Source organism: Amycolatopsis sp. WAC 01376, assembly GCF_003947415.1.
Classification (GTDB): Bacteria; Actinomycetota; Actinomycetes; order Mycobacteriales; family Pseudonocardiaceae; genus Amycolatopsis.
The window spans coordinates 1,476,475-1,496,158 of the sequence record NZ_QHKL01000002.1; the positions used below are offsets into that span (position 1 = coordinate 1,476,475).

The following is a 19,684-nucleotide window of genomic DNA, read 5'->3' on the forward strand; positions in this document are numbered from 1 at the left end:
GATCCGGGGCATGCCAGCAGGTCGTCGTTTCGCCGTCGTCGTGCTCGCGGGGGTGGTTGGCCTCTCGGCCGCCGGGTGCGGACTCTTCGCCGATTCCGGACCCGAAGACGCCGTCACGGGTTTCCTCGGCGGGCTCTCTTCCGGTGACGTCGTCGCCGCGGCCTCCTTCACCGATTCGCCGGATGCCGCCCGCGCGGTACTGGAGATGGCTCGGAAAGCGCTTTCGCCCGAGTCGGTCAAGATCGTGGACAAGCAGGTCCGGCATTCCTCCGGGGCGGACAACGGGACGGCGACCTACCAGCTCACCTGGAATCTCCCGCGCGGCCGCGCTTGGACGTACAAGGCCGACGCGCAGGTCCATTCCACCCAAGACGGCTGGAAGGTGCGCTGGCTGCCCACCGCGCTCCACCCGCAACTGGCCGCGCAGCAGAGCATCGCGCTGAAAGCCGACCCGCCGGACCTCGCGCCGGTGCTGGACCGCGACGGGATGCCGTTGCTGCGCCCGCAGACCGTCGTCAGCGTGGTGCTCGACCCGGCGAAGGCGGGAGACCTGGTGGCGGTCTCCGACAAACTCGGCGCGGTGCTCAACCGGTTCGAAGCGTCGGTGACCGGTCAGTCGATCCGCGACGGGGTGAAGACGCTCAAACCCGGCTCCGGCTACCCGGTGGTGAGCCTGCGGGCTGCCAGCTACCAAGAGGTGAAGCCCGAGATCTACGAACTGCCCGGCGTCCGGTTCAGTCAGCAGGAAAGGCTTCTGCCCGACGACAAGAACTTCGGCAAGCAGGTGCTTCCCGCGGTCCGGTCGCTCGTCGAGGACCAGGTGGAGGGCTCGGCCGGCTGGCGCGTGGTCACGCTCGACACGGGCGGCGGCGAGATCATCGACCTGCACTCCGAAAACCCCAAACCGGCGCCCGCGGTCGTCAGCACGCTCAGCGTGAAGGCGCAGGGTTCGGCGGAACGGGCCCTCGTCCCGGTCCCGACGGCCTCCGCACTGGTCGCGATCCAGCCGTCGACGGGCGAACTGCTGGCGGTGGCGCAGAACGCCCCGGCCGACACCCAGGGTGCGATCGCGCTCACCGGCCGGTTCCCGCCGGGGTCCACGTTCAAGATGGCCACCGCCGCCGCGGCGCTGTCCGCGGGTTCGGTGCGGGCGGACAGCCCCGTCGACTGTCCCGGCACGGCCACCTTCGAAAACCGGACGGTGCCGAACGAGGGCAAGTTCGCCCTCGGTGTCGTCCCGCTGTCCACGGCGTTCGCCAAGTCCTGCAACACGACCTTCGCGAAACTCTCGACCGATCTGCCGCCCGCCGCGCTGACCGACGCCGCGCGCGACCTCGGCGTCGGCGCCGACTTCGTGATCCCAGGCCTGACCACGATCACCGGCTCGGTACCGCCGGCGAACACCGTCGCGCAGCGGGCGGAGAACGGTTTCGGTCAGGGGACCGTCGTGACGAGTCCGTTCGGGCTGGCCGTCGCCACCGCGACGGTCCAGTCCGGGAAGGTGCCGGTGCCGACGCTGGTGCGGGGGATGGCCGCGACGTCGTCCGGGCTCGGCAAACCGATCCGGCCGGAGGTGCTCGACGCGCTGCGCGCGATGATGCGCGAGGTCGTCACCGATGGCACCGCGACACTGCTCAAACCCTTGCCGGACGTGCGGGGCAAGACCGGGACGGCCCAGTTCGGCGACGGGACGCGTTCGCACGGCTGGTTCGTCGGCTACACCGGGGACCTGGCCTTCGCGGTGCTCACCACCGACGCGGGAACGTCCAAACCCGCGGTCGAGGCCGCCCAGCGCTTCCTGGCGGGACTCGGCTAGCCGGCAGGTCGTAGGCTGGGCTCATGTCCGTTCGATCCCCCTTGAAGCCCGGCGTCCAGACGCCGAGGCGACTCGTACCCGCCAGCATCGCTCGTCCCGAGTACGTCGACCGGCCGGCGCCGAAACGCGACACGGGCAACGGGGTCCGCACGCCCGAGGTGATCGAGGCGATGCGCGTCGCGGGCCGGATCGCGGCGCAGGCGCTCGAGGAGGGCGGCAAGGCCGTCAAACCCGGCGCGACCACCGACGACATCGACAAGGTGATCCACGAGTTCCTGCTGGACAACCACGCGTACCCGTCGACGCTGGGCTACCGCGCGTTCCCGAAGTCGTGCTGCACCTCGCTCAACGAGGTGATCTGCCACGGCATCCCGGACTCGACGGTGATCGAGGACGGCGACATCTGCAACATCGACGTCACCGCGTTCATCGGCGGCGTCCACGGCGACACGAACGCGACGTTCATGGCGGGTGACGTCTCGGAGGAGGCGCGGCTGCTGGTCGAGCGCACCCGCGAGGCGACGATGCGCGCCATCAAGGCCGTCCGCCCCGGCAGGCAGCTCAACGTCATCGGCCGCGTCATCGAGGCGTACGCGAAGCGGTTCGGCTACGGCGTCGTCCGCGACTTCACCGGCCACGGCGTCGGCCCGGCGTTCCACACCGCGCCGACCGTCCTGCACTACGAGGAACCGTCGGTCGACACGGTCATCGAGCAGGGCATGACCTTCACGATCGAGCCGATGATCACCCTCGGCACCATCGACTACGACATCTGGGCCGACGACTGGACCGTCACCACCAAGGACAAGAAGTGGACGGCCCAGTTCGAGCACACCCTCGTGGTGACCGAAGACGGCTCCGAAATCCTCACGGTGCCGTAGGCGGATCCAAGTACATGAAGGCCCCCTTCCTTGCGCCAGGCGCAAGGAAGGGGGCCTTCATGTACTTCAGGCGTCAGCTCTCGTCCTGCTCCACCCTGGCCAGGAGTTCGTCCAGGAAACCGCACGCCTCGCTGGCGGCCCGGTCCGCGTCGCCGTCGGCGATGGCCTCGGCGAGCCCTTCGTGCCCTATCTCCGGCAGGTACTCGCCTCCCGGCGTCACGTTCGACGTCGCGGCCACGCTGGCCGTTATCACCTCGGTGAGCCCGCGGTACATCTCGGTGAGCAGGGTGTTATGTCCACTTTGGACGACGGCGAAGTGGAATTCCGCGTCGAGGCGGGCGAAATCCTCCCAATGGCCCTGGCGGAGCTCGGCGTTGCGGCGGTCGAGCAGGGAGCGAAGCTCGGCGACTTCCTCGTCGGTCCGTGACACGGCCGCGAGCCGGGCTCCCTCGACTTCGAGGATGCGCCGCACCTGCAGCACCTCGCGCAGTTCCGAACCGCACAACCGCCGGATGGCGCCCGAGACCTCGCTCGTCGCCCTCACGTAGGTCCCGTCGCCCTGCCGGACCTCGAGCAGCCCCGTGTGCGCGAGCGCGCGAACGGCCTCGCGGACGGTGTTGCGCCCGACGCCGAGCTGTCCTGCCAGCTCCGGTTCGGTCGGAATCCGCTGACCGATAGGCCATTCTCCCTGCGTGACGGCGTCACGCAGCTGCTCTATGACCTGATCGACCAGGCCGGCACGGCGCGTGGTGGCCAATGGCACAGCGTTGTCCCTTCATCCAATCATCCTATGTATGTGATACTAGCCGACGTGCGTGTCGACTCCCGAGAATCCGTTTCCCCGTTCGACGAAAGTCTTGAACTCGAAGGCTCGATCGAAACGGAGTGGCGGCCGGGGGTGATCACCGGCGGCGTCCTGCTGGGTGTCGCGGTGATCCTGGTGGCTCTCAACCTGCGCCCGGCGATCACCAGCGTCGGCCCGATCCTCGGCGAGATGCGCGACGACCTCGGTGCCACGGCGACCTGGGCCGGCGTGCTCACCACGCTCCCCGGCCTGTGTTTCGCCGCCGCCGGATTCGCCGCGCCCGCGCTGGCCCGCCGGTTCGGCATCGGCGCGGCCATCGCGGCCGCGCTGTCGGTGCTGGGCGTCGGCCTGGTGCTGCGAGTGCTCGACGGACCGTACGTCGTGCTCGGCGGAACACTGGTCGCCACGGCGGGAATCGCCTTGGCGAACGTGCTGATCCCAGTCGTCATCAAGGACTCCTTCCCGGCGCGTGTTGGCATGATGACCGGCGTGTACACCGCCGCTCTGCAGGGCGGGGGCGCCCTGGGGTCCGCGCTCACCCCTCCCTTGGAGAGCGCGTTCGGCGGCTGGCGTCAAGGTCTGGGCGCCTGGTCGGTGCTGGCGGTGCTCGCACTGCTCGTCTGGATTCTCGCAGCCCGCGGCGCGGGGCGGGTGCCCGTTCCGGAGGCAGGCAAGCAGGGTAGCGGGCGATCGCTGCTGCGGAGCCCCCTTGCGTGGATGGTCACCCTTTTCTTCGGCACTCAGGCCTTTTTGGCCTACGTCGTGATGGGCTGGCTGCCGGAGGTGATGATCGACGCGGGGGTGAGCAAGGGTGATTCCGGGCTGCTGCTCGGGTTGATCTCGCTCATCGCCGTCCCGATCAGTCTCGTGGTGGCGCCGATGGCCGCGCGGCACAAGAGCCAGAGCCCGTGGATCGTCGGGCTGGGTGTCCCCGGCTTCATCGGCATGGTCGGCATGATGGTCGCGCCCGCCGCCTCGCCCTTGCTGTGGTGCCTCCTCATCGGGCTCGGGATGAGCGTCTTCTCGCTCGCGCTCACGGTGATCGCTTTGCGGGCGCGCTCCGGTGAGGACACCGCGCGGCTGTCGGGGATGGCGCAGGGCATCGGCTACCTGATGGCGGCCGTCGGGCCGTTCCTCTTCGGGCTGCTTCACGATCTCACCCATGCCTGGACCGTGCCCTGGATCATGATGCTCGTCGTCTTCGCCGCGCAGATGACCTTCGGCGCCCTCGCCGGTCGCCGTCGCTACGTCTGAACGCGTTCAAAAAACTTCTTGACCCCGTCAGGGGCGGAGCCATAACCTGAGCGAGTTGAACCTGTTCAAAAACTCGGTTCTGGGGGTCGGCGTGGTGGAGGGAACGGCGTACGGGGCGGCCCTGGCGTGTTTCGCCGCGGTGTGTGTCGCCTTGGCGCCGCAACGGCCCGAAGCGGTGGTGTCGCCGCACGAGTTCTACCGCGCCGTGGACCGGGTGTGCGTGCAGGTGGGGAAGGACAGCAGGGTGGCGATCCAGCGCTACTGGCCGGACCCGGAGGGGGACGTCGCGACGGAGCTGCGCAAGTGGCAGCACTACGTCGCGACGAAGGTGGACGACGCCAAGGACGTCCTCAAGGGGGCGACAGGGGTCCGCGCGGTGCCTGGAGGGGCGGCATCCGCGCGGGAGGACTTCCTGGTGGCGATCCGCCGGTACGTCGAGGCGGGGGAGCGGTTCCAGCAGGACGGAGCCCGCTCGCCCGCCTTGATGGGCGCCTCGGACGCCGAGATGAACGCGGTGAGCGCGCTCGCGGCGCGCAACGGGGCCCGCAACTGCGACCGCGTCGTCTGAACACGCATTTTAGTCCTCTAAATGCGCCGTACTCGGGCGTCACGCGCGCCCGAAGAGCGCATTTAGAGGACTAAATGCGGCGTGGGTCAGTCCAGCGGAAGGTTCAGCAGCGCGTTCTCGACCAGTTCCGGCATCGCCGGGTGGATCCAGTACTGCCCGCGCGCCATGCTCTTCGCGTCCAGGCCGAAGCTCATCGCCTGGATCAGCGGCTGGATCACCGACGACGACTGCGGGCCGATGATGTGCGCGCCGAGCAGCTGCCCGGTGGCCGGGTCGGCGAGCAGCTTCGCGAAACCGGTGGTGTCCTCCATCGCCCAGCCGTAGGCGATGCCCGCGTAGTCCTGGTGCGACGTCACGTACGAGACGCCGCGCTCGCGGGCCTCGCGTTCGGTCAGCCCGACGGACGCGACCTGCGGCGAGGTGAACACCGCGTGCGGGACGAACCGGTGGTCGGCCTCGATCCGCTCGTCCGGATGCAGCAGGTTGTGCTGCACGACGCGCTGCTCGTGGTTCGCGACGTGCTTGAGCTCGAACACCGACGAGAGGTCGCCGAGCGCGTAGATCCCGTCGACCGCGGTCTGCTGGTACTCGTCGACCACGACGTGCCCGCGCTCGCCGGTGGTCACCCCGGTGGCGGCGACGTCGAGAAGGTCGGAGTTCGGCTTGCGGCCGGTGGCGACCAGCAATACGTCGGCCTCGACGGTCTCGGCGCCTTCCGGGCCTTCGAGGTCCAGAGCGACGCCCGACGCGGTTTTGCGCGCGCGGACGGTCTTCCGGTCGAGCCGGACGTCGAACCGCTGCGCGGCCAGTTCGGTGAACCGGGCGCTGATGTCGTCGTCCTCGGACCGCAGCAGCGCGCCGGACCGGTTGACCACGGTCACGTTCACCCCGAACGAGGCGAAGACGTGCGCGAACTCGGCGGCGATGTACCCGCCGCCGAGGATCACGATGCTCGACGGCAGTTCGTCGAGCCGCATCACCGTGTCGGAGGTGTGGTAGCCGGTTTCGGCGAGACCGGGGACGTCCGGGATCACCGGGCGCCCGCCGGCGGCTAGCACGAACTTGTCGGCGGTGATCGTTTCCGAGGGGCGGCCGTCGGGGTAGCTGACCCGCAGCTCCTTGTGCCCGGTGAAGCGGCCTTCGCCCTCGTACACGGTGACGTTCTTGTTGTCCTCGTGCTCGACGCGGTACTCGCGTCCACCGGTGGCGATCGGGTCGATCCGGCCGAAGATCCGGTCGCGCACGTCGCGCCAGCGGACCCCGGTCAGCTCTTCGTCGACGCCGAACTTCGACGACGAAGCGGGGGTGGCCGCGACATTGGCGGCGTGCACGAACATCTTCGTCGGGATGCAGCCCACGTTCAGGCAGGTGCCACCGAACGTGCCCTTCTCCACGATCGCCGTGTTCCAGTCCGCGAAACGCGGGTCGAGGATCGAGTTGCCCGATCCGGTACCGACGATCACCAGGTCGTAGTGGGGCACGCTGTCTTCCTTTGCGGCGGGAGCGGGTGGTTCCGACTCTAGCCAACTTGTCACGAAGGCCGGTTGTTCCCGGCTCAACGCCCGTCAGCGCTGAAGTGCATCCGGTCCTTCGGTGTCGCCCAGGTGCCGCCCCAGGTCCAGCCGATCGCGGAGAACGCGGCCACCGTCCGGTCGCCGGGGACGATCATCCCGGGCCGGAGCTTCCCTCGGTCGAGGTACGCCGACGCGAGCTCGGGCAGGACGAGATCACCCTTGGTGTACGGATTACAGAAGGGGTCGATGTCGATCGCGAGTCCGTAGGCGTGCGAGGACCAGTTCGGCTGGCCGCGGGCCGGGCGGCAGACGAAGGCGGTGGTGTTGTTGCCGTCACCCGTCGGGGGAGCGGTGAGTTCGGCGGGCGCGGTCACGCGCATCTCCTCGATCGGGAACTTCGCGGTGAACAACTGCCCGAATACGGTGACGACGGCGTTCGCCACCGAAGCGTTCACGAGCATTTCCCCGGTGTGCGCGCGGCCGTCGAAACCCCAGAACGAGAGCGTGAGATAGCGCAGTTCGCCTGCGGAGACAGGGCAGCCCGCTTGCCAGGTGCTGCGCGCGAGCACGTCGGCCGGAACGGGATTCACCGTGCTCGCGAACCGGTTTCCGGCGGGTGGGGGAAGCAGGTCGGTGGTCGGCAGGGAACGGTCGGCCAGCACGGGAGGTGTCGGGAGGGCCTGCCCGAAACCGTCACCGCGCAAGGGAAGCGGCGTCGCACCGACCCGCCAGGCCGGTACGGGTGTACTCGGAGTCGTTGCCGCAGAAGGGGTTTGCGCCGGACCGCTGGTGACGGCCGGGCTCGAACACGAGAAGAGCAGGAGGGCCGTAGCCGCCAGAATGATCGCCGTAGCCCGCACGAGGTCCAGCGTGACAGATGCGCTCGGTGAGCACAGGTCCACCCGTTTCAGTGACACCACATCGGGCTTTCTCCGATTAGGGTATTCGCGATCGCTCGTGTACGCGCTGGAGTCGAATGACTTCCCAGGGTCTGACCGTACGTACGCCCCGGTGAAGGGACAGAACATGCCCAAGAAGTCACGTCGCACCCTGTTGCTCGCTGTCGGAGCGGTCCTCGCGACGGCCGTGATGGTCCCGATCGCGGTCAACAGCGCGTCGGCGGACGACAGCGCGGTGAGCGGCCCGGACAAGGCCGCGGAGCCGAGGATCGTCGGCGGCGGCAAGGCTTCGGTCTCGCAGTACCCGTACGCGGTGTACCTGGCCGATCGCAGCGGCAACCAGTACTGCGGCGCGGTGATCGTCAGCTCCACGACGGTCGCGACGGCGGCGCACTGCGCGGTCGCGGTCAAGCGTTCCGATGTCCGGGTGGTCGCCGGACGTGAGGACAAGCGCTCACGGGACGGCGTGGAGCTGCGTGTTTCGCGGGTCTGGGTCAGCCCGGACTACAGCGGCGATCCGGGCAAGGGCGACGACATCGCGGTGATGACGGTCAGCGGTCAGCTGCCGTACCGGCCCGCGAAGGTCGCGGACAACGGCAACGCCGACCTGTACAGCGAAGGCACGAAGGCGACAGTGCTCGGCTGGGGCCGGGTCGCCGACGGTGGCGCGCGGTCGGACTACCTGCGCAGCGCGGTCGTCCCGGTGGTCAGCGACAAGACCTGCCGCACCGCGTACTCGGGCTACGACCCGAGCGACATGGTGTGCGCCGGTTACCCCGAAGGCGGGATCGACGCCTGCCAGGGCGATTCGGGCGGACCGCTGATGGTGGGCGACACCCTGATCGGGATCGTGTCGTTCGGCGAAGGCTGCGCGAAGGCCGGTAAACCGGGCGTCTACACCCGTGTCTCGCACTTCGCGAACGAGATCTCGCAGCAGAACAACCGCGGCCTGATCGGCTGATCGATGCCTTCTTCACGTCCGATGTGCTAACAAGTGGGCGTGAGTACCGACACCCCGATCACCGAGACCACGTCGTTCCCGCTGTCCGTCGCCGGTGACGAGATCACGGCCGCACAGCTGCACGGCATCCTCCGCCTGCGCGTGGACGTGTTCGTCGTCGAGCAGGACTGCGCCTATCACGAGATCGACGGACGCGACCTCCTGCCCGGCACCCGGCACCTCTGGATCGGCGGTTCGGTCGCCGTCGACTCGTATCTGCGCGTGTTGCAGGACGCCGGCGGAACCTTCCGCATCGGCCGGGTGTGCACGGCGGTCCGCTCACGCGGCAAGGGACTCGCGGGACGGCTGATGGAGACCGCGCTCGCGGGGATCGGGGACGCGCCGTGCGTCCTCGACGCGCAGACGTACGCGAAGGACTTCTACGCCAAGTACGGCTTCGTCGTCGAAGGCGACGAGTTCCTGGAAGACGGGATCCCGCACCTCACGATGTGGCGCCGGGAGGCGCAGCGGCTGTGATCACCCCGACCGCGCGGTCCACGTCGGCATCGGTGAGGTCGGCCCGCGCGGTCAGGCGCAGGCGGGAGATGCCGTCGGGCACGGACGGCGGGCGGAAGCAGCCGACCCGCACCCCCTGATCGGCGCAAGCGGCCGCCCAAGCGACGGCCGATTCCGGCGACGGTGCCTGCACCGAGATCACCGCGGCGTCCGGGAGGCTGACCCGGAAACCCGCCGATTTCAGTTGCATCGCAAGGTTTCCGGCGGCTTCGGTCACCTTCGTGGCCAGCTCCGGCTCGGCCTTCAACGCGTTGAGCGCGGCCAGCGCGGCGGCGGCACTGGCGGGCGCGAGGCCGGTGTCGAAGATGAAACTGCGCGCCGTGTCCACCAGATGCTTGATCACGCGACGCGGCCCGAGCACCGCTCCGCCTTGTGCGCCAAGGGATTTCGACAGCGTGATGGTGGTGACGACGTCCGGCGCGCCGGAGAGCCCCGCCGCGTGGACAGCCCCGCGGCCGCCCTCGCCGAGGACACCGAAACCGTGTGCGTCGTCGATGAGCAGCGAAGCGCCGTGCTCCCGGCAGACACCGGCGAGCTGCTCCAGCGGGGCGATGTCACCGTCGACGGAGAAGACGGAATCGGTGACGACGAGCGCGCGCGGTTTGCGGCGGGTCGCCAGCGCGTGTTTGAAGGCGTTCGGGTCGCTGTGCGCGACGGCGGCGATGTCCGACCGGGACAGGCGGCAGCCCTCGATCAGCGAGGCGTGGATGTACTTGTCCGTCACGATCGCGGAATCCGCGCCGGACAGGGCCGTGACTGCGCCGAGGTTCGCGGTGAAACCCGACGAGAAGACCAGCGCCGCCTGCGCGCCGCAGAAGCGGGCGAGGTCCTGCTCGAGTTCGGCGTGGACCTCGGTGGTGCCGGAGACGAGCCGGGAGCCCGTCGCGCCGGCGCCCCAGCGCAACGCGGCCGCCGCGGCCGCACCGGCGACGCGTTTGTCCCTGGCGAGCCCGAGATAGTCGTTGCCCGCGAGGTCCAGCTCCGCTTCCTGCGCCTGCCGGATGCGCAGCTTGCGCACCAGCCCGGCCTCGGCCCGCTTCTCCGCCTCCACGTCGAGCCAGTCGAAGACCTGGTCGGGCGGGAGGTTCTGGTGAGCGGGGCCGGGAGAAGTCACGTCCCGCAGTCTCCCATCCGCCGTTCGGCGCTGGGCGTGGTGGTCCCCACAGCGAACGCAATGAACGGTCCGTTCCTTGCAAATTTCGCAAGGAACGGACCGTTCATGGCACTAGCCGCCGGGTGAACCGGCTTCAGTTACTCAGCTGTCGAAGCTGCGACGCGGGCGACTGCCCGGACGCTGCGGGCGGCCGCTGCCGCCACCGGACTCGGTACGACGCGGGCGGCCGCGGAAGCCGCCGGGACGGCCGCCTTCGCGGTGACCCTCACGGGAGCCCTGGTAACCGCCGCGGTCGCCGCCACCGTAGCCGCGGCCACCGCCACGACGCGGGGATTCACGACGACGCTCGATGACCGGCTCGCCGCTGGGCTGCTGCGCACCGGTGATGCGGATGAGCTCGGCGTCGCCGGGGCGGACCGTGGTCTGCTCGGCGCGGACACCGGCGCGGTCGGTCATCCGGCGCACCATGCGGCGCTGGTCGTGGGTGACCAGCGTGACCACGACACCGGACGCCCCGGCGCGCGCGGTGCGGCCCGCGCGGTGCAGGTAGTCCTTGTGGTCGGCGGCCGGGTCGACGTGGAGCACCAGCGAGATGTCGTCGACGTGGATACCACGTGCGGCGACGTCCGTGGCGACGAGGACCGGGGCGAAGCCTTCCTTGAAGTCCGCGAGGACCCGGTTGCGCTGGCCCTGGGTCTTGCCGCCGTGCAGTGCGGCCGCGTGGACGCCCTTTTCGCGCAGGCGCTCGGTGAGGCGGTCCACGTGGTGCTTGGTGCGGACGAACATGATCGTGCGGCCCTCGCGGGCACCGATCTCGGTGATGACGTCCTGCTTGTCCTGGTGCGACACCTGGAGCACGTGGTGATCCATGGTGGTGACGCTGGCGGTCGACGGGGCGACCGAGTGCGTGACCGGGTTGGTCAGGTACGCGCGGACCAGGCGGTCGACGTCACCGTCGAGGGTGGCGGAGAACAGCAGGCGCTGGCCGTCACGCGGGGTCAGGTCGAGGATCTCGCGAACCTGCGGCATGAAGCCCATGTCGGCCATCTGGTCGGCTTCGTCGAGCGCGATGAAGTTGCAGTCCGACAGCGACGCGGTGCCCTGGCGGACGTGGTCCGACAGCCGGCCGGGGGTGGCGATCAGCAGGTCGACGCCGCGGGAAAGCGCGTCGGCCTGACGGGTGAAGGCCATGCCGCCGACGGCGGTGCGGCACCACAGGCCGAGGGACTTGGCCAGCGGGGTCAGCGAGTCGGCGACCTGCATGGCCAGCTCGCGGGTCGGGACCAGGATCAGCGCACGCGGGTGCTTCGGACGGGCGCGGCCGCCGTTGAGCCGGGTCAGCATCGCGAGGCCGAAGGCCAGGGTCTTTCCGGAACCGGTCTGGGCGCGGCCCAGCACGTCGCGGCCGGCGAGCGCGTCGGGGATGGTCGCCGACTGGATCGGGAACGGGGTGGTGATACCGGCGTCGGCCAGTGCCCGGAGCAGCGGCTCGGGAAGCCCGAGCTCCGCCCAGGTGGTGGCCTTGACACTCTCGACGGCGTCGTTGTGCAGCATCGAGTCACCCGCGGGGCGGGTGCGCGGCTTGCGGTGCTGCCTGGCCGACGGTGAAGAGTGGCCGGAGTTGAACGTGACTGTCACAAATGCCTCTCGGACGTGGCACGTCGCAAGGAGGCCCGGGGCTGCCCGCACGCAGGCAGGCAAGATGGTGTGCACAGATGGGCGTTCACAGGGACGAACCCGGCACACCGCGTCTGCATGACACCGCGCGCCAATTGGTTGATACGGATACCGCGAGCCATTCGGTTGGCTTTGGAGGCGACGGACACCACTCATCCACGCCGCCGGTTGCGGTCTAGCACTACTGTACCGGACCGTTATCCGGCCTCCCAATTGGAGGGACCGATTGTGGGCAGGGTCTCCACGGCGGCTTCTCCCGGCGTGTCTTGAAAGGGTCGTTCCTGACGTGCTGTGTCGGGAACGACCCTTTCAAGACACTGTGGACGGTCAGCGGAGACCGGCGATCTCCCGCAGTTCCTCGATCAGCTCCGGGACGGCCGTGAGCCGCTCCGGCAGCCCCCGCGAGTGGAACCACGTGGCGATGTTGCGCACGTCCCGCGCGAGGAACTCGAGCCCGCCGGGATTGGCCACGATGTCGACCACCTGCGGCAGGTCGATCACCATGATCCGATCCCGGTCGACCAGCAGGTTGTACGCCGAGAGGTCGCCGTGCGCGAGCCCCTGCGACGCCAGCAGTTCCAGCATCGCCGCAGTCTGGAACCACAGTTCCCGCAACTGTTCCGGCTCCGGCCGGACCTGCGCCAGGCGCGGCGCCGCCGTCTCGCCGTCGCCGAGGAATTCCAGCAGCAGTTCGGTGCCGTCGCGCTGCACCGGGTACGGCACCGGCGCACCGACCGCCCACAGCTTGCTCAGCGCGCCGAATTCGGCCACCGCCCACTGTTCGGCGATGAGGTTGCGGCCGAAGCTGCTGCGCGACTCCATGGCCCGCATCTCCCGCGACCGCCGCATCCGCCTGCCTTCGAGGTATCCGGCGTCGCGATGGAACAACCGGTGCTCGCCACTGCGATACCGCTTGGCCGCGAGCACGGTGCCCTCGGTGCCCGGCAGGTTGCGCCGGACGAGGTGGACGTCCGCCTCCTTGCCGGTTTTGAGGATGCCGAGCTCGGTGTCCACCGCCGCCAGTTCGGTGATCACCCAGTCGGGTCGCGGAAGCGGCCCGTGTTCCGCTTCTCCCCAGGTGCTCCAACGGTCGGCGCCGTCGGGGATGTCGGTCTCGGTGTAGGCGTCCTCACGCAGCCGGGCGAGCCGGACGCGTTCGGCTTCGGTGAGCCGTCCGCCGCGAGCGGGTGCCGGTTCGTCGTCGAAACGGCGACGACGGGTGCGGCTCGGACGGTCGTAGGTTTCTTCTTCGAGATCGTGCTTGCGCACTGGTGGGTTCTCCTAGTCAGGGATGCCCCACCGGGCGAGCGTCGTGGCTCAGCCGCGAGGGGCGAGTGGATGGGGGCGGCAAAGGCCCCGGACAGTCATCAGCACGAGGCACCTCCCAGTCGCATCCACCGGCTCCCTGCCGGATCGCGCACGATCATCGCGGACACCGCCGAGCGCCCGCAACCGATTTAATTTCGAGAGCCCCGAAACCCGGTTGCCGTCCGGTGCGATCCTGGTGGCGGACAGCGATTCGGGGAGGACTGGTTGGCGAAGCGGCGGTACGTGGCGAGGGGCGTGCCCGGCGGGTACCGGATCTGGGACACCAAGGCGCGGCGGTGGTGGGGCGACCACTACGAGCTGTGCCCCGACGACTTGCTTGCCGAGCTGAACGGCTTCGCCGATCCCTCGCGGATCACCGCCCTGCTCAAGCGCTATCGGGCGCTTCGGCGGTGAGCGATTCCCCAGTACATGAAGGGGGCCTTCATGTACTTCAGGCGGACAATCGCGCCTACGCCGACCGCAGCCCCGCCAGCTCGCTCCGCGACCGCACCTTCAGCTTCCGCAACACACTCGCGACGTGCTGTTCCACCGTGCGCCGGGACAGGAACAGCACTTCGGCGATCTCCCGGTTGGTATGCCCGGCGGCGAGCAGGCGGGCGACGTCACGCTCGCGCGGGGACAGTTCGTCGCCGTAACCCCGGCGGCCGCGCCGTGACGGGGCGACCGCGCCGGTGGACCGGAAGGCGTGGCGGCAGCGCGCGGCGTCCCGGGTGGCGCCGAGGTGGTCGAAGGTCTCGGCGAGTGCCGCGAACGTTTCGGCGACGTCCTCGGTGCGGGCCAGGCGGCATCGCGCGGCCCGTTCGGCGATCAGCGCCGCGTGATACGGCGCGGGGAGGGCTTCGAACCGGGTCCGTGCCTGCTCGAAGGCCTCGATCGCCTCCGCGTGGTCACCGCGGGACGCCGCGACGAGCCCGCGATTCGCGGCCAGCGCGGCCCAGGTCGACGGCGCGTCGAGGTCGCCGATCTCGCGTTCGAACTCGTCGGTCAGCGCCTGCGCCTCGGCGTCCCGCCCGGTGGCGCAGTACGCGTCGACGGCGGCCATCAGCAGATCGGCGCCCCAAGCCCAGACACCCTTGGCGCGCAAGAGTTCCAATCCCTTTTCGGCCTGCGCGACGGCGGCCTCGCCGAGGTCCTGCGCGAGCAGCATGCCCGCCATCCCGGCGTGCGCGGCGATCGCGACCGGGGTGAACGCGTTCTCCGGCTGGTCCGGCGCGGTGCCGGCGAACCGGGCGGAGGCCTCGTCCCATTCGCCGCGGGCGGCGGCGAGCAGGCCGAGCACCAGGCACAGTTCGCTGGTCACCGGCAAAAGGTCGCGGTACTCGTCGATCAGCGCGCCCGCCCGTTCGGCGAGCCCGTCCCAGCTCCCGGTGAGCCAGTCGGTGTGGACGGCCGTCGTGCGGGCGGTGCTGACCACGTACGGCGCCCCGCAGTCGGCGGCCAGCTGCATCCCGCTGCGCAACAGGCTCTTCGCCCGTCGATGGTGGCCAATCCAGGCGCAGGCGTCGGCGCTGTTGCAGTGCAGGCGCGCCAGATGCCGCTGTTCGTCGGCGGAACCGACGCTGGTGGGTGCCCGGTCCAGCATGTCCCAGCCGCGCGCGTCCCCGATGTGCAGCCGCGACGCCGTGTTGTTGGCCAGCAGGATGATCCTCAGCCGCCGGTCCGTGGCCCGCTCGATGAGCTCGTCCACCCGGTCCATCCAGCGCCGGTGCTCCCGCAGCGGCGTCGCGCCGACCCACGGCTGGGCGAGGACGCCCATCCCGCGTCCGGCCAGGTCGGGCCGGTCGGCGAGGTCGTTGACGGCGATCTCGATCTCGGTCCTCGCCGCCTCCAGCCCGCCCGCCTGGCGCACCAGCAGGAGCCCGAGCCCCAGCCGGACCTCGCCGCTCAGCCGTCCGGACAGCCTGCCGTCGGTGAGCAGCCGCTCGAGCGCCGGGACGACTTCGGTCTGCGCGAGGCCGTTGCACGCCACCGAACTGAACTTGACCGCCAGTCTGTCCACATCGGACGGTTGGAGACCCGGTTCGTCGAGCAGGGTGCGGAGCAGATCCGTCGCGGTGGCCAGATCACCGACCGTCGACGCCTGATCGGCGGCCGCTTCGCCGTACTTCAGCGCGCCGGCCCGGTCGCCCGCCTTGCGGCAGTGTTCGGCGAGCCGCACCAGCGACTGCGGAAGGCGGTCGCGCAGCAGCCGCGCGGCCCGCCGGTGCAGCTCCTGGCGGTCAGGGCCGGGGATGGTGCGGTAGACGGCTTGCCTGGCGAACGCGTGCCGGAAGTCGTACGTGCCTTCACCGGTCTCCACCAGGACGTTGCGTTCGAGCGCGAGGACGAGCGCGCGGCGGGCTCGTTCGGGGGTGAGCGCGGCCGCGGCGGTCAGCAGGTCCGAAGTGGACGGTGTGCCGAGGACGGCGGCGGCCTCGGTGATCCGCCGGGCGGCCGACGGCAGCGCCACAAGGCGTTCGACCGTCGCCTCTCTCAGCAACGCCGGGACCTCGACCGTGTCGAGCAGACGCCGCACGGTCGCGCCGTCGGCGTGGACCGCGGCCTCGGCGTCGCCGATCGCGTGCACGATCTCCTCGACCACGAACGGGATCCCGGCGGTCCGTTCGTGCAGCCGCGCGGCGAACTCGGCCGAGACGTTCGCCTCGCCGAGCAGGGCCGACACCAGCGACTGGACGCCGTCGCGGTCCAGCGGGCGAAGGGCGACGAGCGCGTGCGCGGTGCCGGGAGCCGGCCGGTAGGCGCTGCCGAGCGGGATGCCGCCGGGCGTCTCTTCGCGCCGGTACGTGAGCACGAGGGTCAGTCCCGTTGGCGGGTCGGTCATCAGGAACCGCAGCAGCCGGCGGGAACCGTCGTCCGCCCAGTGCAGGTCTTCGATGAGCAGGACGTGCGGGCCCAGCGAACCGAGCAGTTCCCGGACGGCGCGGAAAAGCCGGTGCCGTTCGGCTCGCGGATCGCCGAGCCTCGGCGGCGGCTGGGGCAGGAAGCCCGCGAGTTCCGGCAGGTAGGGCGCGAGGACACCGGTCACCGGGTTGAGGTCGCGCGCGGGGCGGACGTCCTTCAGCGCGTCGAAGAGCACGCCATATGGGAAGGGCTCGCGCAGCGGCTGGCAGATTCCGGTGAGCACCGGCCGTCCGGCCAGTTCCGGACGCGCCAGCAGTTCGCCGGCGAGCCGGGTCTTGCCCACGCCCGCTTCACCTTCGAGCATGAGCACCGACGGCGAGCGCATCGCGCCGTCGAGGAGCTCGCTCAGTTCCGTCTCACGGCCGACGAGCACCGGCGAACTCGTCCTGCGTCGGCAGTCACCGATCACCATGCCGGGTCACCCCCGCTTCACGAACCACACCGTTCGAGTGAACGCAGCTTAAGCGCCTGCTTAGTGATCACGGAACCCACTCGGACCGTCACGGAACTTTCGTAGGGACGGTGGGTTTCCCTATTAGATACGTAGTCCTACGGACCGTTGCCTCGCTTGTTCGCGCAGGTCCCGCCACCCGAAAGTGAGTGCAGCGTGACTACACGTCACGGCGCCGGTCCGGAATCCGGCCGGCGCGAACCACCTGTTCGAGTGAACGGAGCTCAGGAAATGCGTGGAGAACTTCGACGTCACCGGATCGCGGGTGCGGTACTCGCCGGGGCCTGTGTGACGGCCTCGCTGGCCTTCGCCGGATCGGCCACGGCCGCCGAGGGACAGATCCGCGGCGCCGGTGTGCCGGGAGCCGTCACGGATGGGTACATCGTGTCGCTGAAGAGCGGCGACGCCGGCCTCGCGGCCAAGTACGGCGGCCAGGTGAAGGCGACCTACACCGCCGCGCTGAACGGCTTCTCGGCGAAGATGACCGAAGCGCAGGCGAAACGGCTCGCCGCAGACCCGAACGTCGACTTCGTCCAGCAGGACGCGGTCGCGCACATGACCGGCACCCAGACCAACCCGACCTGGGGCCTCGACCGGATCGACCAGAAGAACCTGCCGCTGGACCGGAAGTACACCTACCCGAATGACGGTGCCGGGGCGACGGTCTACGTCCTCGACACCGGTGTCGACTACCGCCAGACCGAATTCGGCGGCCGCGCGACGAGCGGGTACGACTTCATCGACAACGACAGTGACGCCCGCGACTGCCAGGGCCACGGCACGCACGTCGCCGGCACAGTCGGCAGCGCCACCTACGGCGTCGCCAAGGGCGCCAAGATCGTCGCGGTCCGCGTGCTGAACTGCCAGGGCAGCGGCCAGTACTCGCAGATCATCAGCGGGATCGACTGGGTCGTGAAGAACGCCAAGGGCCCGTCGGTGCTCACCATGAGCCTCGGTGGCCCTGCCGACTCCGGTGTCGACGCCGCCGTGCGCCGTGCCGTGTCCGCGGGCATCACGAACACGGTGGCCTCCGGCAACTCCAACACGGACGCCTGCTCCACCAGCCCGGCCCGCGTCCGTGAGGCCATCACCGTCAACGCCACCCAGAGCGACGACCGCCGGTCGACGTTCTCGAACTACGGCAGCTGCACCGACATCTTCGCGCCGGGCACCAGCATCACCTCCCTGCGCAACGGTGGCGGCACCCAGCAGATGAGCGGTACCTCGATGGCGACGCCGCATGTCGCCGGCGCGGCCGCGATCTACCTGACTTCGAACCCGTCGGCCACCCCCGCCGCCGTCGCCTCCGGTCTCGCCAACGCCGCCACCAGCGGTGTCGTGACGAGCCCGGGCTCCGGTTCGACCAACAAGCTGCTGAACGTGGCGGGCCTCTGATGCGGCGCGGCGTGCGGGCCGGTGTGGTGGCCGTCGCGGCCACCGCGCTGGCCGCGCTCGCCGCGGGCAACGCCCTCGCCGCGGAGGCGGAAGGCGTTGTCGTGCAGGCGAAGCAGCACTACGGCGAGCAGTACATCGTGGAGCTCCACGATGTCGGCACGATGGCGGTCGAGCAGTCTTCGGCCGCGCTGACCGGCCGCTACGGCGGCGAGGTGCGGTCGGCGTACAAGAACGTGCTGCGCGGGTTCTCGGTGAAGGGGATGTCCGAGCAGCAGGCCCGCAGGCTCGCGGCCGATCCGGCGGTCAAGGCGGTCTACCAGGACGGCACCGCGCGTGCCGTCGGCACTCAGGCCAACCCGACCTGGGGCCTCGACCGCGTCGACCAGAAGAACCTCCCACTGGACAAGAGCTTCACCTACCCGAACACGGGCGAGGGCGTCACGGCGTACGACCTCGACACCGGGATCAACCCGGAGAACCCGGAATACGAGGGGCGCGCGTCCATCGGCAAGGACTTCGTGGGCGGCAACGGGAAGGACTGCAACGGGCACGGCAGTCACACCGCGGGCACCATCGGCAGCAAGACCTACGGCGTGGCGAAGAAGGTCAAGCTCGTCGGGCTGAAGGTGCTGGGCAACGACTGTTCGGGCAACGGTCCCGACTCCGCCATCGTGGACGCGGCGGAATGGCTGACCGCGAACGGCACCAAACCGGCGGTGGCGAACCTGAGCCTGCGGATGGACCAGGTCGGGCTCGGCGACGACGTCATCAAGAAGTCCATCGCGGCGGGCTTCGTCTACGTGGTGGCGGCGGGCAACGAGAACCAGAACGCCTGCAACGTCAGCCCCGCGCGGATCCCCGAGGCGATCACGGTCGGCGCCTCGGACCAGAGTGACAACAAGTCCTCGTTCTCCAACCACAGTTCATGCGTGGACATCTTCGCCCCTGGCAGCAACATCACGTCGCTGTCCACGTCCAACGGTGGATCGGCGAACATGAGCGGGACGTCGATGGCCACGCCGCACGTGGCCGGGGCGGCGGCGCTGTACCTCGCCGCGAATTCCGGTGCCACCGCGCAGCAGACGCGGGACGCGCTCGTGAACAACTCCTCGGACGGCGTGCTCAAGGGCCTGCCGAGCGGGACGGTGAACAAGCTGCTGAACGTGTCGTTCATCGGCGGAGGCGGCCCCACGCCGACGTGCGGGGTCAAGTCCAGCACGACACCGGTGTCCATTCCGGACGCAGGTGACGCGGTGACCAGTTCGGTGACGCAGGACGGCTGCGACGGCAAGGCGTCGGCGACGCTGCCGGTCAAGGTCGACATCGCGCACACCTACACCGGTGACCTGGCGATAGACCTGATCGGGCCGAGCGGTGCGGTGTTCGGCCTCAAGCAGGCGGGAGGGCCGAGCGAGGCGACCGGCGTGCACACGTCGTACACGGTGAACGCCTCCTCCGAACCGGCGAACGGGACTTGGAAACTGCGGGTCCGTGACGTCCACCGGTTCGACAGCGGGACGATCGAAGGCTTCTCCATCACCTTCTGAGTCCTTGCGAACGGCGG

The 19,684-nt window shown here is 69.8% G+C and carries 16 protein-coding genes; 9 read left to right on the forward strand and 7 right to left on the reverse strand.

Annotated features, from left to right (window positions below):
* Nucleotides 1-10 precede the first annotated feature (10 nt).
* Nucleotides 11-1,816, forward strand: a complete 1,806-nt coding sequence (locus DMH03_RS16275; protein ID WP_125792774.1) for a penicillin-binding transpeptidase domain-containing protein — start codon at nt 11-13, stop codon at nt 1,814-1,816.
* 23 nt (nt 1,817-1,839) lie between these two features.
* Nucleotides 1,840-2,697: a type I methionyl aminopeptidase gene (map, locus tag DMH03_RS16280; protein WP_125792775.1), complete on the forward strand. Its 858-nt coding sequence runs from the start codon at nt 1,840-1,842 to the stop codon at nt 2,695-2,697.
* A 73-nt stretch (nt 2,698-2,770) separates the two neighbouring features.
* On the opposite strand, the gene DMH03_RS16285 is transcribed toward map, so the two are convergent.
* Entirely contained in the window at nt 2,771-3,460 is a 690-nt protein-coding gene (locus DMH03_RS16285) for a FadR/GntR family transcriptional regulator (protein WP_125792776.1), read from the reverse strand.
* 48 nt (nt 3,461-3,508) lie between these two features.
* Between DMH03_RS16285 and DMH03_RS16290 the strand changes: the two genes are divergently transcribed.
* Together DMH03_RS16290 and DMH03_RS16295 are read left to right on the forward strand one after the other, a co-directional pair.
* Nucleotides 3,509-4,756: an MFS transporter gene (locus DMH03_RS16290; protein ID WP_125792777.1), complete on the forward strand. Its 1,248-nt coding sequence runs from the start codon at nt 3,509-3,511 to the stop codon at nt 4,754-4,756.
* 55 nt (nt 4,757-4,811) lie between these two features.
* Entirely contained in the window at nt 4,812-5,324 is a 513-nt protein-coding gene (locus DMH03_RS16295) for a hypothetical protein (protein WP_233611522.1), read from the forward strand.
* Nucleotides 5,325-5,410: 86 nt separating this feature from the next.
* On the opposite strand, the gene DMH03_RS16300 is transcribed toward DMH03_RS16295, so the two are convergent.
* Entirely contained in the window at nt 5,411-6,805 is a 1,395-nt protein-coding gene (locus DMH03_RS16300) for a mycothione reductase (protein ID WP_125792778.1), read from the reverse strand.
* Between the two features lie 74 nt (nt 6,806-6,879).
* Nucleotides 6,880-7,542, reverse strand: a complete 663-nt coding sequence (locus tag DMH03_RS16305; RefSeq protein WP_125792779.1) for a M15 family metallopeptidase — start codon at nt 7,540-7,542, stop codon at nt 6,880-6,882.
* A gap of 322 nt (nt 7,543-7,864) precedes the next feature.
* On the opposite strand from DMH03_RS16305, the gene DMH03_RS16310 reads away from it, so the two are divergent.
* Together DMH03_RS16310 and DMH03_RS16315 are read left to right on the forward strand one after the other, a co-directional pair.
* A complete protein-coding gene (locus DMH03_RS16310; protein WP_125792780.1) occupies nt 7,865-8,698 on the forward strand; it encodes a trypsin-like serine protease in 834 nt (277 codons plus the stop codon).
* A 33-nt stretch (nt 8,699-8,731) separates the two neighbouring features.
* The gene (locus DMH03_RS16315) at nt 8,732-9,214 is read left to right on the forward strand and encodes a GNAT family N-acetyltransferase (protein WP_125792781.1); all 483 of its coding nucleotides are present in this window, start codon (nt 8,732-8,734) and stop codon (nt 9,212-9,214) included.
* On the opposite strand, the gene DMH03_RS16320 is transcribed toward DMH03_RS16315, so the two are convergent.
* From DMH03_RS16320 to DMH03_RS16330, 3 genes are all read right to left on the reverse strand, one after another.
* Nucleotides 9,180-10,367, reverse strand: a complete 1,188-nt coding sequence (locus DMH03_RS16320) for an 8-amino-7-oxononanoate synthase (RefSeq protein WP_125792782.1) — start codon at nt 10,365-10,367, stop codon at nt 9,180-9,182. The genes DMH03_RS16315 and DMH03_RS16320 overlap by 35 nt on opposite strands.
* A gap of 141 nt (nt 10,368-10,508) precedes the next feature.
* A complete protein-coding gene (locus DMH03_RS16325; protein ID WP_125792783.1) occupies nt 10,509-12,005 on the reverse strand; it encodes a DEAD/DEAH box helicase in 1,497 nt (498 codons plus the stop codon).
* Nucleotides 12,006-12,371: 366 nt separating this feature from the next.
* Nucleotides 12,372-13,313 (reverse strand): serine protein kinase RIO, encoded by a 942-nt coding sequence (locus DMH03_RS16330; protein WP_125792784.1) that lies wholly within the window; start codon nt 13,311-13,313, stop codon nt 12,372-12,374.
* Nucleotides 13,314-13,577: 264 nt separating this feature from the next.
* Here DMH03_RS16330 and DMH03_RS16335 point away from each other — a divergent pair, with 264 nt between their 5' ends.
* On the forward strand, nt 13,578-13,766 hold the full coding sequence (locus tag DMH03_RS16335) for a hypothetical protein (RefSeq protein ID WP_199748885.1): 189 nt from the start codon (nt 13,578-13,580) through the stop codon (nt 13,764-13,766).
* Nucleotides 13,767-13,821: 55 nt separating this feature from the next.
* Here the strand turns inward: DMH03_RS16335 and DMH03_RS16340 are convergent, their stop codons facing one another.
* Nucleotides 13,822-16,647, reverse strand: a complete 2,826-nt coding sequence (locus DMH03_RS16340) for an AAA family ATPase (RefSeq protein ID WP_125792969.1) — start codon at nt 16,645-16,647, stop codon at nt 13,822-13,824.
* Nucleotides 16,648-16,956: 309 nt separating this feature from the next.
* On the opposite strand from DMH03_RS16340, the gene DMH03_RS16345 reads away from it, so the two are divergent.
* A complete protein-coding gene (locus tag DMH03_RS16345) occupies nt 16,957-18,120 on the forward strand; it encodes a S8 family peptidase (RefSeq protein WP_125792785.1) in 1,164 nt (387 codons plus the stop codon).
* A complete protein-coding gene (locus DMH03_RS16350; protein WP_125792786.1) occupies nt 18,120-19,667 on the forward strand; it encodes a S8 family serine peptidase in 1,548 nt (515 codons plus the stop codon). Before DMH03_RS16345 ends, DMH03_RS16350 begins: the two co-directional genes overlap by 1 nt.
* Nucleotides 19,668-19,684: the final 17 nt, after the last annotated feature.

What these genes read in the sequence shown, in the direction of transcription:
- map (WP_125792775.1), top strand. Translation starts at nt 1,840, where the DNA reads ATGTCCGTTCGATCCCCCTTGAAGCCCGGCGTCCAGACGCCGAGGCGA.
- DMH03_RS16350 (WP_125792786.1), top strand. Translation starts at nt 18,120, where the DNA reads ATGCGGCGCGGCGTGCGGGCCGGTGTGGTGGCCGTCGCGGCCACCGCG.
- DMH03_RS16345 (WP_125792785.1), top strand. Translation starts at nt 16,957, where the DNA reads ATGCGTGGAGAACTTCGACGTCACCGGATCGCGGGTGCGGTACTCGCC.
- DMH03_RS16310 (WP_125792780.1), top strand. Translation starts at nt 7,865, where the DNA reads ATGCCCAAGAAGTCACGTCGCACCCTGTTGCTCGCTGTCGGAGCGGTC.
- DMH03_RS16275 (WP_125792774.1), top strand. Translation starts at nt 11, where the DNA reads ATGCCAGCAGGTCGTCGTTTCGCCGTCGTCGTGCTCGCGGGGGTGGTT.